Origin of the sequence: Photobacterium carnosum (genome assembly GCF_021236965.1) — a bacterium.
Lineage (GTDB): Bacteria > Pseudomonadota > Gammaproteobacteria > Enterobacterales > Vibrionaceae > Photobacterium > Photobacterium carnosum.
In genome coordinates, this window is sequence record NZ_WMDN01000018.1 from 41,209 (window position 1) to 55,719 (window position 14,511).

The 14,511-nt window shown below is 40.7% G+C and carries 14 protein-coding genes; 11 read left to right on the plus strand and 3 right to left on the minus strand.

Features of this window, described 5'->3' with window-relative positions:
- Nucleotides 1-17: 17 nt before the first annotated feature.
- Entirely contained in the window at nucleotides 18-1,064 is a 1,047-nt protein-coding gene (locus GLP24_RS15070) for a DUF3549 family protein (RefSeq protein ID WP_232616206.1), read from the minus strand.
- A gap of 160 nt (nucleotides 1,065-1,224) precedes the next feature.
- Here GLP24_RS15070 and GLP24_RS15075 point away from each other — a divergent pair, with 160 nt between their 5' ends.
- The 3 genes from GLP24_RS15075 to GLP24_RS15085 all read left to right on the plus strand — a co-directional run bounded on the left by GLP24_RS15075 (nucleotide 1,225) and on the right by GLP24_RS15085 (nucleotide 2,898).
- Nucleotides 1,225-1,542, plus strand: coding sequence for a YqcC family protein (locus GLP24_RS15075; RefSeq protein WP_221944814.1), 318 nt, complete (start codon nucleotides 1,225-1,227; stop codon nucleotides 1,540-1,542).
- A gap of 9 nt (nucleotides 1,543-1,551) precedes the next feature.
- Nucleotides 1,552-2,289, plus strand: a complete 738-nt coding sequence (gene truC, locus GLP24_RS15080; RefSeq protein ID WP_232576218.1) for a tRNA pseudouridine(65) synthase TruC — start codon at nucleotides 1,552-1,554, stop codon at nucleotides 2,287-2,289.
- 147 nt (nucleotides 2,290-2,436) lie between these two features.
- Complete coding sequence (locus tag GLP24_RS15085; RefSeq protein WP_152654169.1) at nucleotides 2,437-2,898, plus strand: flavodoxin; 462 nt, start codon at nucleotides 2,437-2,439, stop codon at nucleotides 2,896-2,898.
- A 72-nt stretch (nucleotides 2,899-2,970) separates the two neighbouring features.
- Here the strand turns inward: GLP24_RS15085 and glnD are convergent, their stop codons facing one another.
- Nucleotides 2,971-5,592 (minus strand): bifunctional uridylyltransferase/uridylyl-removing protein GlnD, encoded by a 2,622-nt coding sequence (gene glnD, locus GLP24_RS15090; protein WP_232616207.1) that lies wholly within the window; start codon nucleotides 5,590-5,592, stop codon nucleotides 2,971-2,973.
- Nucleotides 5,593-5,728: 136 nt separating this feature from the next.
- Nucleotides 5,729-6,568, minus strand: coding sequence for a type I methionyl aminopeptidase (gene map / locus GLP24_RS15095; protein ID WP_101769630.1), 840 nt, complete (start codon nucleotides 6,566-6,568; stop codon nucleotides 5,729-5,731).
- Nucleotides 6,569-6,938: 370 nt separating this feature from the next.
- On the opposite strand from map, the gene rpsB reads away from it, so the two are divergent.
- From rpsB to rseP, 8 genes are all read left to right on the plus strand, one after another.
- Entirely contained in the window at nucleotides 6,939-7,667 is a 729-nt protein-coding gene (rpsB, locus tag GLP24_RS15100) for a 30S ribosomal protein S2 (RefSeq protein WP_101769631.1), read from the plus strand.
- A 116-nt stretch (nucleotides 7,668-7,783) separates the two neighbouring features.
- Nucleotides 7,784-8,629: a translation elongation factor Ts gene (tsf, locus tag GLP24_RS15105; protein ID WP_101769632.1), complete on the plus strand. Its 846-nt coding sequence runs from the start codon at nucleotides 7,784-7,786 to the stop codon at nucleotides 8,627-8,629.
- Between the two features lie 90 nt (nucleotides 8,630-8,719).
- Nucleotides 8,720-9,448 carry a UMP kinase gene (gene pyrH / locus GLP24_RS15110; protein ID WP_101769633.1) on the plus strand — a complete coding sequence of 243 codons (729 nt, stop codon included), beginning with the start codon at nucleotides 8,720-8,722 and terminating at the stop codon, nucleotides 9,446-9,448.
- Nucleotides 9,449-9,515: 67 nt separating this feature from the next.
- Entirely contained in the window at nucleotides 9,516-10,073 is a 558-nt protein-coding gene (frr, locus tag GLP24_RS15115) for a ribosome recycling factor (RefSeq protein ID WP_221944779.1), read from the plus strand.
- 75 nt (nucleotides 10,074-10,148) lie between these two features.
- Complete coding sequence (locus tag GLP24_RS15120; RefSeq protein WP_232615109.1) at nucleotides 10,149-10,910, plus strand: isoprenyl transferase; 762 nt, start codon at nucleotides 10,149-10,151, stop codon at nucleotides 10,908-10,910.
- Nucleotides 10,911-11,018: 108 nt separating this feature from the next.
- Nucleotides 11,019-11,867 carry a phosphatidate cytidylyltransferase gene (locus GLP24_RS15125; protein WP_101769635.1) on the plus strand — a complete coding sequence of 283 codons (849 nt, stop codon included), beginning with the start codon at nucleotides 11,019-11,021 and terminating at the stop codon, nucleotides 11,865-11,867.
- Nucleotides 11,868-11,933: 66 nt separating this feature from the next.
- Nucleotides 11,934-13,130 (plus strand): 1-deoxy-D-xylulose-5-phosphate reductoisomerase, encoded by a 1,197-nt coding sequence (gene ispC, locus GLP24_RS15130; protein ID WP_232584182.1) that lies wholly within the window; start codon nucleotides 11,934-11,936, stop codon nucleotides 13,128-13,130.
- Nucleotides 13,127-14,482 carry a sigma E protease regulator RseP gene (gene rseP, locus GLP24_RS15135; protein ID WP_101769637.1) on the plus strand — a complete coding sequence of 452 codons (1,356 nt, stop codon included), beginning with the start codon at nucleotides 13,127-13,129 and terminating at the stop codon, nucleotides 14,480-14,482. Before ispC ends, rseP begins: the two co-directional genes overlap by 4 nt.
- Nucleotides 14,483-14,511 lie beyond the last annotated feature (29 nt).

Sequence of the window (14,511 nt, forward strand, 5' to 3'; positions counted from 1 at the left end):
AGAGACAATAAATGCTATTAGTGATTTTTAGCATGTTGTTGTAGTTTTTGAATCGCATCGATCAGTGCTGGATCCGCCTGACCATGAAGTATTTGTAGCATGATGCCACGTAATAATGGCTGCATGACGAGATCAGTAAATAATTGGTTAAACAAGGTTTGATCTTGGGTTTCAGCTAAACGTAGTAAAAATAATGATGCAATATTGGTATCAGTAAAACCACACCAACAACGCCCAGCAATCGCGATAAGTACTTCTCGGTGACATAAGGAAGGTTGGTTTAAAATGGTGGTCAATGTTTGTTGTAATTGTTGAGAGGAACTCCCTGCGAGAGCACGAACTAAAGCTGAGATCAAAAATAAATCGGGTTGTTGCTGTTGGCATTCTAGCGTTAATCGTTCTGTTATTCGTTGGGTAAGAGGCGCTGGAATTGGACAATGTTCAAGACAACCTAACAACGCATACAGTGGTGTCATTGGTAGATGGTTTAATGCCTTACGTAAAGAGGTCGCATTGTTGTGTTGTGGCATACGGGCGCAGATATCAGCCAATCCTTGCAAACCAATATGTTGCCATTGCTGCCAATCTTGTTGTCCTGATAAATAAGCTTGTGCATCAGCATAATATTGGCTAGGTGGTAATGATAATAATACCCGTAGTTGGGCGTTAAATATCGCCATTTTGTCATCATTGGGCTTAAACGTGTAAGGGTTATTGGCGAGCTTTTGTTGTTCTTCTTCTGTCGGGGTACTATTTAAACTAGCACCCATGGCTTCAATGACATACTTAATAAAATCACCGACAGCGGCTTGTTTTAACAGTCCTCGCTCATCAAGCGGTAAGCGTAAAAACCATACCCAAGGTGGTTGTTGATCCTGCCAAAATGAAATTGCAATATGAGCATGCTGTTGAAGTGGCCATGGATAAGGCTGACGATTTTCTTCAACTGCTTTAAATTGGTCGCTATCAATTTTATTTACTCGACGACCTAAATCAAAGATATTGTAACGACAACCTGCGTTATCAAGCAATTGGGTTAAAGTATGAAATGTTTCCATGAACATAATAAATAAAGCTCCTTCAATTTAGCGCGTTCAATATAAGTAATCGTATTAACTCAGCATACCTGTGAATAGGTAGCTAATCACCATAATATAGTTGGGGCTGTTGAGTCAAAATGCTATCCTGCGCCGTTTTTATTATCAACAAAGATGAGGGGTTATGATGGATAAGTATCATCAAAGTCAGCAATTACTCACCCAATTAGAAAACATATTACAACATCATCACTATTGGGAAACTATTACGCCTGAACCACAAGCGTTGGCGAGTACAGAACCATTTGCGATTGATACTTTAGATTGTCATCAATGGTTACAATGGATTTTTATTCCAAAATTACATTATTTAATAGTACAACGCTTACCGTTACCGACTCAGTTTGCTATTTCTCCTTATGTTGAAGAAGCAATGAAAAATCAGGAAGGGATAATAGATATTGTGGTGATTGTTCGTGAAATTGATCAATTGTTTAAATACTAAGTGAGTAGAATGGAACTGGAAATTTTATACCGAGATGATGCGTTAATTGCAGTTAATAAGCCTGCGGGTATGTTGGTTCACCGATCTTGGTTAGATCGCCATGAAACCGTGTTTGTAGTGCAAACATTGCGAGATCAAATTGGTCAGCATGTGTTTCCATTACACCGTTTAGATAGGCCAACATCAGGGGTGCTTTTATTTGGTTTATCCAGTGAAATAGCAGCAATGATGATGCCCGTTTTTGCTGGGCGAGAAATGCATAAAACTTATCATGCGGTAGTGAGAGGTTGGATCAAAGAAGCGGCAGTATTAGATTATCCGCTAAAGATTATGTTAGATAAAATTGCAGATAAAAAAGCAACTGAAGATAAAGAGCCGCAAGAAGCTATAACTGCGTATACACCACTAGCAACAGTAGAAACTGATATTGCAGTGGGACGTTATGCGACCAGTCGTTATAGCTTGATCGAGCTGAAACCAGAAACAGGACGTAAACACCAATTACGTCGTCATATGCATCATTTAGATCATCATATGATTGGTGATGTTAACTATGGTGATGGTAAGCATAATCGTATGTTCCGTGAAAGCCTTGATTGTCATCGTTTGATGTTGCATGCGTCACGATTACAATTTAATCATCCGCTCACTGGTGCTGCAATTGATATTCGTGCTGAGGTTGATGATGTCTGGTTGCGTGTTATGACCATATTTAATTGGTCACCTTCATTACTGTTAAATGTGTAATATAAAATAGTGATCAATGGCGATGAATGAGCGATAGCGCAAACTTATTAGCTTAAATTCACTCCAGTACTTGCTTTTCTTTAGTGTAATTGCCAGATTGGTAATAGTCCCTTATTGAGGACGTCTGACAGCAAAGGAGAGCGGACAATGAATAAGTTAGGCATATTTGTAGGCTCTGTATATGGTGGAGCAGAAGAGTTAGCAGAAACATTAGCCGCTAAATTAACATCGGCGCAAGTTGAGATTTTTTTTGACTCAACGTTAGATGATTTTATGGCTTATGATGCTGATACCGTGTTAGTGATTTCTTCGACAACGGGGCAAGGTGAGATCCCCGAGAATCTATTGCCTCTGTACGTTGCATTGAAAGATCAATTCCCGTTATTGCCTAAGCAACATTACGGTGTAATAGCATTAGGTGATTCTAGCTATGGAGAAGATCGTTTTTGTGGTGCCGGACGTAAATTTGATGCACTACTCGCTGAGTTGCATTCTCAACCAGTGCAGCCTCGATTAGATATTGATGCTGGGGTGCATTTTGATCCGTTAGACGTTGCTGATTTATGGTTTTCTCAATTTGTTGCTAGTGCTGAGCAAGCTGCTGCATAGGATAATTACAGTTGTAACTATCATTAAAAAAGAACAACACCGTAGTTGAATACGGTGTTGTCTCAGTATTATTTAAGCATGCTTATTGATCATAATAATCAGCGTTTCGCGTAATAACTGTTGCTGCTCTTTAGTTAAACGACCACCAATATCATTAACAATAATAAAAAAATCTTCAGCACGCTCACCGATAGTAGTTATTTTTGCAGCTTGTAAACTGACATTAAGATCTGCAAATACCGCACCTATCTTAGCCAATAAACCTGGCATATCTAGCGCAACTAGTTCCATCATGGTTTTACGTCCAGTTTTAGTTGATAAAAACTCAACCTTTGTTGGCACATTAAAATGGAGTAGTTTACGTGGCGCGCGACGAATTTTACGTTCAGATTTCATTACTGTTAGTGCTTTAGTTAGATTTCGAATGATCCCCATATGACGATTTTCATTAATCGCTTTGCCGTTAGGATCAAGCACCATAAATGTATCAAGCGTATAACCATCTTTACTGTTCATGATTTGGGCATCATGGATACTGAGATTTTTCTTATCTAACTCTGAAACTACAATCGCAAATAGCTTGGCTTTATCTTTGCTATAGATAAATACTTCCGTGCCACCCCGAGTGGCTTTTTTGCTGATTAATATGATTGGCTTATCGCCGGTGTGCTTCAATAATGCTTGAGCGTGCCATGCGAGTTGTTTATGAGTATGGCGTAAGAAGTAATCGGCTTTAAAGCGACGCCATAACACTTCAATATCTCGGGGCATAAAACCTTTACCACGTAATATTGCCGATGCTAACTGTTGATTATGACGAATGCGATCGCGCATATCGGGTGTTTTTTCTAACCCTCGACGCAATGTCTTTTGGGTTGAGTAATAAAGTTCTGCTAATAGAGTACGTTTCCAGCTATTCCACAAATCTTGGTTAGTGGCACAAATGTCAGCCACGGTTAAACACACCAAATAATCTAAATGATCTTCATCACCCATTTGTTTCGCAAATTCTGCCACTACTTCAGGATCATAAATATCACGTCGTTGAGCCGTAACTGACATCAATAAATGTTTTTGTACTAACCATGACACAGTTTCTGCATCGGGGTGAGATAACCTATGTTCAATACAAAAATCATAAGCATCAACTGCGCCTAATTTAGAGTGATCCCCGCCGCGACCTTTTGCTATATCATGAAATATTGCGGCTAAGATTAAGATTTCTTTTTTGATTAAACGCGGGTAGACCTCGCAACAAATCGGATGTTGTGAATGCTGATTAGGATCATTGAATTTATGTAGATTTTTAATCACTCGAATACTGTGTTCATCAACGGTATACACATGAAATAAGTCAAATTGCATCTGACCCACGATGTGGCTCCATTGGGGTAAATAGGCTGCAATAACTCCGTGACGATGCATTAATTGAAATGCCTTTTGAAGTGCATTAGGTTGACGCACTAATTCCATGAATTTTTCACGGGCTGCTGGGATCTCGATAAGAAAACGATTGAGACGACGTCTTGCCGTGCGTAATTGACGTAGGGTAGGCGCGGCAATACCTTCAATATCAGAATTTTGCGCAATATGAAGAAACATATCGAGAATGGTTTCTGGCCGTGCTTGGAATAAGGCCGGTTTGGTGGCTTCGATTAAATTGCCGCGTAATTGAAAATCATCATTGAGTACAATGGGCGCAAGACGAGAATCTGGTTTTATGATCGCCTCATCAAACAGCTGTAATAGCATTTTATTGAGTTCTGCTACGCGACGTAAAATGCGATAAAAAGCCTTCATCATCATTTCGACTGCTTGATTACCTTCACCATGATAATCGAGGTTTTCTGCGACAGATGTCTGGTGATCAAAGGTGAGTCGATTATCATAGCGACGCAATTCAATATGCAGTGCAAATCGAATTCGCCATAACGCATTTTGGCATTCAACCAGTTCGCGGTATTCAGCATCAGTTAAAAAACCGTGGTGACTCATTTCTAATAAGCTGGTGGCACCAAAATGACGCCGTGCGACCCAACTTAAGGTATGAATATCCCGTAACCCGCCGGGACTTGATTTTATATCGGGTTCAAGATTATAGGTAGTATCGTGATAGCGGGCATGGCGTACCCGTTGTTCTTCACATTTTGCTTGAAAGAATATTTCGCTTGGCCAAAACTGCGGTGAGTTAATCGCCACCGTTAATTGATGAAAGGTTTGCTGGTTACCACATAAAAAGCGTGATTCAGTTAAATTCGTCGCGACAGTAAGATCATCTTTACCAACTGCGATACATTCATCAACTGTTCGTACGCTTTGACCGACTTCTAAGCGTAAGTCCCATAATAACGTTATTAGCGCGCTGACATTAGCCGCTACAGCCTCTTCTAATGGGTGCTGACTTAAGATAAGTAGATCGACATCAGACAGCGGGTGTAATTCACCTCTGCCATAGCCGCCAACGGCAATTAAGGCTAAATCCGGTTGTTGTTCAAACCCATAAAAGCGCCATAGTCGAATCAATAATTGATCGATAAAGTGACTGCGTTCAGTCACTAAATCAATAATGGACTTTTGCTGTTTAAATTGTTGTTTTTGTTGTTCAGCAAAATGAGATAGGGCACTACGTAAGCTGTCGAGAGTAATGGCCTCGTCGAGGTAATCAGAAAGTTGAGTCGCTGAAATATCTGTCATGGCTGTCCGTGCGGTAAGGGTATCTTATATTTACTATAACCATTTCGAATCATGAACTGTATCGTTAGGTATAAAAAAACCGACACAGAAGGTCGGTTTTTTTGATTTCAGCCGCTGCAATAATGCAGATGACGAATTATACGTTATGCATTAGACGAGGCAGTGTTTCTTCTTTACGTAGTGTTAATATTTCACAGCCATCTTTAGTAACAAGTAGAGTATGTTCCCACTGTGCTGATTTTTTACCATCAACAGTATAGACAGTCCAACCATCTTGCTCGTCTGATTCACAGCTGAATTTACCTGCGTTAATCATTGGCTCGATAGTGAAACACATGCCTTCTTTCATTACAGTGCGATCACCATTTTTGTAGTGAACTACTTGAGGTTCTTCATGGAATTCGTTACCAATACCATGACCACAGTAATCTTTCACGATAGAAAAACGGCTGCTGCCTGCTTTGATGAATTTTTGAATGGCAGTGCCAAGATCGCCAATTTTCGCGCCAGGTTTTACTTTTTTGATTGCTAAATAAAGGCTTTCTTGAGCAACGCGACAAAGGCGTTTGTCTTCAAGAGATACTTCACCTACTTCAAACATTTTTGAAGTATCACCGTGGTAACCATCTTTAATCACTGTCACGTCAATATTAATGATGTCGCCATCTTTCAATATTGCTGGTTTGTTATATTTGCCGTTAGCTTCTACAACAATCTCATCTGCTGCTGCAGGGATACCGTGACAAACAACGTGGTTAATCGAAGTACACACAGATTTAGGAAAGCCGTGGTAGTTCAACGGCGCTGGAATCGCTTGTTGAACTTGTGTGATGTAGTCATGACAAAGTTGGTCTAGCGCTTCTGTCGTCACACCCGCCTTTACATGCGGTTCGATCATTTCTAATACGTCAGCAGCTAGTTGGCCAGCAATACGCATTTTTTCAATTTCTTCAGCCGTTTTGATCTTAATGCTCATAAAATCGTCTCAATCTGTATGTTTCTGTGTAGGACTATATTACCAGTCGCAAGGGGTTAAAGGAAAGATAAGATTAGTTCTCATATCCAATTTTGACTGGATTTTATTGGCTGTTCTATGATATAAAGCGCGCCGTAAACAGTGATTTTGTTTCTGTTATAAGCAATAATTTAACCACTCGTTGGTGAATTAATGTGTGTAATGGTGCAATTTGATTGGATTACACATACTTTTATTTATTATTCACACATATCGACACATCTGCCGGGGTGCTCAGTTATCTATACTAGATAACGATGGTTATACGCCATCATAGGGTCGGTTTTAAGATGGGATATGTGGACGCCTAACCCCATTAGAGGATTATTCAATGGCAACTGTATCAATGCGCGACATGCTTCAGGCTGGTGTACACTTTGGTCACCAAACTCGTTACTGGAACCCAAAAATGAAGCCATTCATTTTCGGCGCTCGTAACCGTGTACACATCATCAACCTAGAAAAAACTGTACCAATGTTCAATGCAGCACTAGCTGAAATTGAAAAAATTGCTGCACGTAAAGGTAAAGTTCTTTTCGTTGGTACTAAGCGCGCAGCTAGCGAATCAATCAAAGAAGCAGCAATCAGCTGTGATCAGTACTACGTAAACAACCGTTGGTTGGGTGGTATGTTGACTAACTGGAAAACTGTTCGTCAATCAATCAAGCGTCTTAAAGAACTTGAAGCTCAATCTATTGATGGTACTTTCGAGCAGCTAACCAAGAAAGAGGCGCTTATGCGTACTCGCGAAATGGAAAAGCTTGAGAAATCACTAGGTGGTATTAAGAACATGGGCGGCTTACCAGACGCAATGTTCGTAATCGGCGCTGATTGTGAGCACATTGCAATCAAAGAAGCTAATAACCTAGGTATCCCAGTATTTTCTGTTGTTGATACTAACTCTGATCCAGATGGCGTTGATTTCGTTATCCCAGGTAACGATGACGCAATCCGCGCGATTCAGCTTTATACTGGTGCTGTAGCTCAAACTGTTAAAGAAGCTCGTAACCAAGATATCGTTGTTCAAGCAGAAGAAGACGGTTTTGTAGCTGAAGCTTAATAGCCTGCTGCTTTACATAAGCATCTTAAGTTACCTTGCGTAAACTAAGAATGGTTACCAGGGGCCGATTTGGCCCCTGATTTTTACTTAACGAATTCAAATCTGAGGATTATCACATGGCAACAGTTACAGCTGCCCTAGTTAAAGAACTGCGTGAACGTACTGGCGCAGGCATGATGGATTGTAAGAAAGCACTAGTAGAAGCTAACGCTGATATTGAGCTAGCAATCGAAAACATGCGTAAGAGCGGTGCTGCTAAAGCTGCTAAAAAAGCAGGTAACGTAGCAGCTGAAGGTACTATCATCATTAAAGATGCTGACGGTAAAGCAGCTCTTGTTGAAGTAAACTGCCAGACTGACTTCGTTGCTAAAGACGGTAGCTTCCTTGCATTCGCTAACTCTGTTGCTGATGCAGCACTTGCTAGCCACGCTACAGTTGAAGAGCTTCAAGTACAGTTTGAAGAAGCACGTATTGAGCTAGTAGCTAAGATCGGTGAGAACATCTCTATCCGTCGCGTAGCATACATTGCTGGTGATAAAGTTTCTGCTTACACTCACGGTACTCGTATCGCAGTAGTTGTTGCTGGTAACGGCGACGCAGAAACACTTAAGCACATCGCAATGCATGTTGCAGCTTCTAACCCTGAATACGTTAACCCAACTGACGTACCAGCTGAAGTTGTAGCAAAAGAGCGTGCAGTTCAAGTTGAAATCGCTATGAACGAAGGCAAGCCTCAAGCTATCGCAGAAAAGATGGTTGAAGGTCGCATGAAGAAGTTTACTGGCGAAGTTTCTCTAACTGGCCAAGCTTTCATCATGGAACCAAAGAAAACTGTTGGCGATATTTTGAAAGAAACAGGCGCTACAATAACTAACTTCGTACGTCTAGAAGTTGGTCAAGGTATCGAGAAAGCTAAAGAAATGAGCTTTGCTGAAGAAGTAGCCGCTGTTCAAAAAGGTTAATCCTTTTTAATCAGAATATCAAAGACCGCAACCGACGTTGCGGTCTTTTTACAACTCCATATCTCAAAATCAGCCTGGAAGGTAAAAAACATGACCACAAACCCTAAACCAAGTTATCAACGTATTCTTCTTAAACTAAGTGGTGAAGCACTACAAGGTAAAGAAGGATTTGGTATTGACGCTCAAGTTCTTGACCGTATGGCTCAAGAGGTAAAAGAACTCGTTGAATTAGGTGTTCAAGTCGGCCTTGTTATCGGTGGTGGTAATTTATTCCGTGGTGCTGGTTTAGCTGAAGCAGGTATGAACCGAGTTGTGGGCGACCACATGGGTATGCTAGCAACGGTAATGAATGGCTTAGCAATGCGTGATGCGCTGCATCGTGCCTATGTGAACGCGCGAGTAATGTCTGCTATTCCTTTGAACGGCGTATGTGATAATTATAACTGGGCTGATGCGATTAGCCAGTTACGTCAAGGTCGTGTTGTTATTTTCGCTGCAGGTACAGGTAATCCGTTCTTCACAACAGATTCTGCTGCATGTCTTCGTGGTATCGAAATCGAAGCTGATGTAGTATTAAAAGCAACAAAAGTTGAAGGCGTGTTTACGGATGATCCAGTTAAAAATCCAGATGCAACGCTTTGTGAACAGCTGAGCTACCAAGATGTACTTGAAAAAGAACTTAAGGTAATGGATTTGGCTGCATTTACTCTTGCTCGTGACCACAACATGCCAATTCGTGTATTTAATATGAATAAGCCTGGCGCATTACGCCGTGTTGTAATGGGTGAGCAAGAAGGTACGCTGATCACTAACGCTTAAGCCTTGTAAATTTAATATGGCGCTGACGATCAGTGCGATGATGACAGCATAATTTAAGGTATTTATCGTGATTAACGAAATTAAACAAGACGCGCAAACGCGCATGGAAAAAAGTGTTGATGCACTAAAAGGTCAATTAGTAAAAATTCGTACTGGCCGTGCACATCCAAGCCTACTTGATACTATCTATGTTGAGTATTACGGCGCAAATACACCGCTTAAGCAAGTTGCTAACGTGGTTGCTGAAGACTCACGTACATTAGCGATTACTGTATTCGATCGTGAATTATCAGCGAAAGTTGAAAAAGCAATCATGATGTCTGATTTGGGTCTTAACCCAATGTCAGCAGGTACTGTTATTCGAGTACCATTGCCACCGCTAACAGAAGAACGTCGTCGCGATCTTGTTAAGATTGTACGTGCTGAAGCTGAGCAAGGTCGAGTTGCTGTTCGTAATATTCGTCGTGATGCTAATGCAACAGTTAAATCTTTATTAAAAGATAAAGATATTTCTGAAGATGATGATCGCCGTGCACAAGATGAAATTCAAAAACTAACAGATGAAGCTATCAAGAACATTGAAGCGGTTCTTGAAGTTAAAGAAAAAGAGCTAATGGAAGTTTAAGACTCTAGTCTTAATTTAGCGAACAAAGTTAAGGCGCTGTGCGGCAGCACGGCGCTTTTTTTTTGAGGGATAAATATGGCACAACCTTTAATAGATGCTGTTCTTTCAGCCGATTGTCTTCCACAACACATTGCTGTGATCATGGATGGTAATGGCCGTTGGGCGAAAGCCAAAGGTAAAGCGCGAGTATTTGGCCATAAAGCAGGGGTAGATGCGGTTCGTAAGACTGTTTCTACTGCAAATCGACTCGGAATTAAAGTCGTTACATTATTTGCCTTTAGTAGTGAAAATTGGCGTCGTCCTGAGGATGAAGTCTCAGTACTAATGGAATTATTCATGACTGTTTTAGGTCGTGAAGTAAAACGACTACATAAAAATAATATTCGATTATGTATTATCGGAGACAAAAGTCGCTTCAGTGCTCGACTGCAGAAAAAAATTATTGCGGCAGAATTATTAACTGAAGGCAATACTGGGTTAGTGTTAAATGTGGCAGCTAACTATGGTGGTCAATGGGATATTCTTCAAGCAACCAAGCAAATGATGCAACGTGTTATTGATCAAAAACTTGATATTGACTCTCTGACTGAACAAGATTTAGCGCAGGGTTTAGTGACTCAAGGTTTACCAGATGTTGATTTATTAATTCGTACTAGTGGCGAGTGTCGCATTAGTAATTTTATGCTATGGCAAACGGCTTACGCTGAATTGTATTTCACTGAACAACATTGGCCTGATTTTGATGAACAAAGTTTGGCGAATGCTGTGGCATGGTTTGTAAATCGTGAGCGCCGCTTTGGTTGTACTGGCGAGCAGATACAAGCTTTGTTAAAATAAAAAACATTATTTTCGCCAATACGTAATGTTGTGTGTTGGCGTTATTGTTTAAGTAGCGGTTTTTTCCGATACTCAATATTATATTTCCTATATAAAAGAGGACGCAGTTTGCTCAAGCAACGAATTATTACCGCGTTAATCCTCGCGCCACTTGTCATCGCAGGAATCTTTTTTCTGCCGTTGCCTGCTTTTATTATTGCTATGGCTGCAATAACCTTAGTTGGTTTCTGGGAGTGGACGCAATTTGTTAACGCATCATCACGTATTAATGCGATGATTTTACCGACTATCATGCTGGGAGCAAGCATTGCGCTGTTACCCACAGATCCTGCGTCACTCTCTCATCCTGATGGAATCTATCGTACAATATTACTTCTTGGTGGTTTATGGTGGCTAGTGGCATCTGCATTAGCGATTAGTTATCCTAAAAGTGCTGATTTTTGGTCAAAGAAACCGTTTCTAAAACAAATTTTTGGTTTGCTCACATTATTGCCTTTTTTTTGGAGTATTTTAATGCTCCGCGCTGTGGGTTATGACAATAATCCTTACCATGGGGCCTGCTTAGTTTTACTTGTGTGCTTATTAGTTTGGGCTGCCGATACTGGCGCTTATTTCTCTGGCAAGCGCTTTGGTAAGCATAAGATGGCACCGGCAGTGAGTCCAAATAAAACCATTGAAGGGTTAGTCGGCGGAGCGTGTTTAGCTATTTTTGTTACTTGGCTTGGATCGCATTTATTATCGATTGAGTTTTCATCACTAGGCCAATTATTCTTTATTGCTATTATTACCGTGATCATTTCGGTTCTAGGCGATTTAGTTGAAAGTATGTTTAAGCGAGTTTCTGGTATCAAAGACAGTGGCAATATTTTACCAGGACATGGTGGGATTTTAGATCGTATTGATAGCTTAACAGCCGCAATCCCCGTGTTTGCATTACTCTATCTGTGGCTAATCTAATTAAGAGTAGCCATCTTTCTTAAAGGCAGCTATTTTGCTGCCTTTTTTGTAATTGTAAGTGATTTTATGCGTAAGTTAACGATTCTTGGTGCTACAGGTTCAATTGGGCATAGTACTTTAACAGTAGTCGCTCAAAACCCTAATTCATTTGAAGTCATCGCATTAGCAGCAGGCTCGAATGTCGACAAAATGTTTGATCTGTGTCAGCAATGGCACCCAAAATATGCAGCGATGGCATCTGTTACGGCTGCATCTCAACTTAATGACTTAGTACAGCAGGCAAATTTAGATATTATCGTCTTAGGCGGTGATGACGCTATTTGCCAAGTGGCAGCGCTGGATGAAGTTGATACGGTTATGGCTGCGATCGTTGGTGCGGCAGGTTTATTGCCAACCATGGCGGCGGTTAAAAAAGGTAAACGTATTTTATTAGCCAATAAAGAAGCATTGGTTATGACAGGGCAGATGTTTATTGATGCTTGTGAAAAATATGGTGCTGAATTATTACCCGTTGATAGCGAACATAATGCTATTTTTCAAGCATTACCTGCTGAAATTCAACGTCGTATGGGACGCTGTGATTTAGCGGCACATGGCGTTACTAAGGTATTATTAACCGGCTCAGGTGGTCCATTCCGTTATACTGATATTAATGCCTTAGATGCTGTAACACCTGCAATGGCGATTGCTCATCCAAATTGGTCTATGGGCCCTAAAATTTCAGTTGATTCAGCGACCATGATGAATAAAGGGTTGGAATACATTGAAGCGCGTTGGTTATTTAATGCCAGTCGTGAACAAATGCAGGTGATTATTCATCCGCAATCAATGATCCACTCAATGGTGCAATATAAAGACGGTTCAGTTATCGCACAAATGGGGTTACCTGATATGTGCACGCCAATTGCATGTGCGATGGCATATCCACAACGGGTTGAATCTAGTGTTGCTCCACTTGATTTTAGTAAGATCGGTGAGTTTACTTTCATGGATCCTGATTTTGATCGTTATCCATGTTTGAAATTGGCTATTGATGCTTGTTATAAAGGACAAGCAGCAACGACCACTTTAAATGCGGCCAATGAAATTGCTGTTGCGGCTTTTTTAGCTGAAAAAATTCTTTTTACTGATATTGCGAAAGTGAATAAGTTAGTGTTAGACGTCGCAGTATTAACTGAACCTAATGATATTGATGCCGTAATGGTGTTAGATAAGCAAGCCCGTGAGCTTGCTTTAGACATTATTGCGAAGGAATTTGCATGATTGAATTTATCCGTAATTTAAGCGCTTTTTTAGTTGCTCTTGGTATTCTTATCGCCGTTCATGAGTTTGGCCATTTTTGGGTTGCTCGTCGTTGTGGTGTTTATGTTGAACGCTTCTCTATTGGTTTTGGTAAAGCCTTATTTAGTCGCGTTGGCAAAGATGGTACTGAATATACATTAGCGCTAATACCACTAGGTGGTTACGTTAAAATGCTTGATGAGCGGGTAGCTGAGGTTCCGCCTGAGAAACGTCATATGGCGTTTAATAATAAGAAAATTTGGCAACGCAGTGCTATTGTTGCGGCAGGACCAATGGCTAACTTTGTGTTCGCTGTTTTTGCTTATTGGGTAGTGTACTTAATCGGTGTGCCAGCATTAAGGCCAGTTATTGGTGAAGTTGCTCCCCAATCTATCGCGGCAAAAGCGGGAATTATTCCCGGAATGGAACTAAAATCAGTTTCTGGACTCGAAACATCTGATTGGGAATCTGCCAATATGGCATTGATATCTCAAATTGGGGATAAGCAAGTAGTAATAACGGCACAAGAGCCTGATAGTTCAATTGTGGTTTCCCGGACACTTGATTTAACCGATTGGTCTTTTGATCCTGAATCACAGCGTGTATTGACGACATTGGGTATTTCGCCATTTACACCGCCAATTACGCTAACTGTTTCACAACTTGTTGATAATAGTGCAGCAATTGATGCAGGATTTAAATTAAATGATAAGATTGTCACGGTTGATAATAAATCAGTAACGCAGTGGCAGCAATTTGTTGATGCTGTTCGTACTCATCCAGGAAAAACACTACAAGTTGAAGTTTTACGTGATGATGAACCAGTGATGTTATCATTGACCCCTCGTGTAAAAGTTGAAGCTGACGGTAAAGAAGTTGGCTATGTAGGATTGGCACCAAGTATTGAACCTTGGCCAGCATCGTACAAAGTTAATTTAAAGTTTGGTCCCATTGAAGCGGCGATCAAAGCGACTGAAAAAACCGGTCAATTAGTGTCATTAACGTTTGATATGGTCACTAAGCTCGTTACTGGTGATGTTGCAATGAAAAACCTTAGCGGACCGATATCTATCGCAAAAGGGGCTGGAATGACTGCCGAGTTTGGCTTGGTATATTTCCTTGGTTTCTTAGCGTTGATCAGTGTTAACTTAGGTATTGTAAATCTATTACCTTTACCTGTGCTTGATGGCGGACATTTAATGTTCTTTGCTATCGAGGCAGTAACTCGTCGTCCTGTATCTGAACGAATTCAGGATATTGGCTATAGAGTGGGATCAGCCATTTTGGTTGCGTTAATGGCGGTTGCGCTATTCAATGATTTTACCCGACTTTAATAAATGCGTATTTAGCAAGGAATAATCAG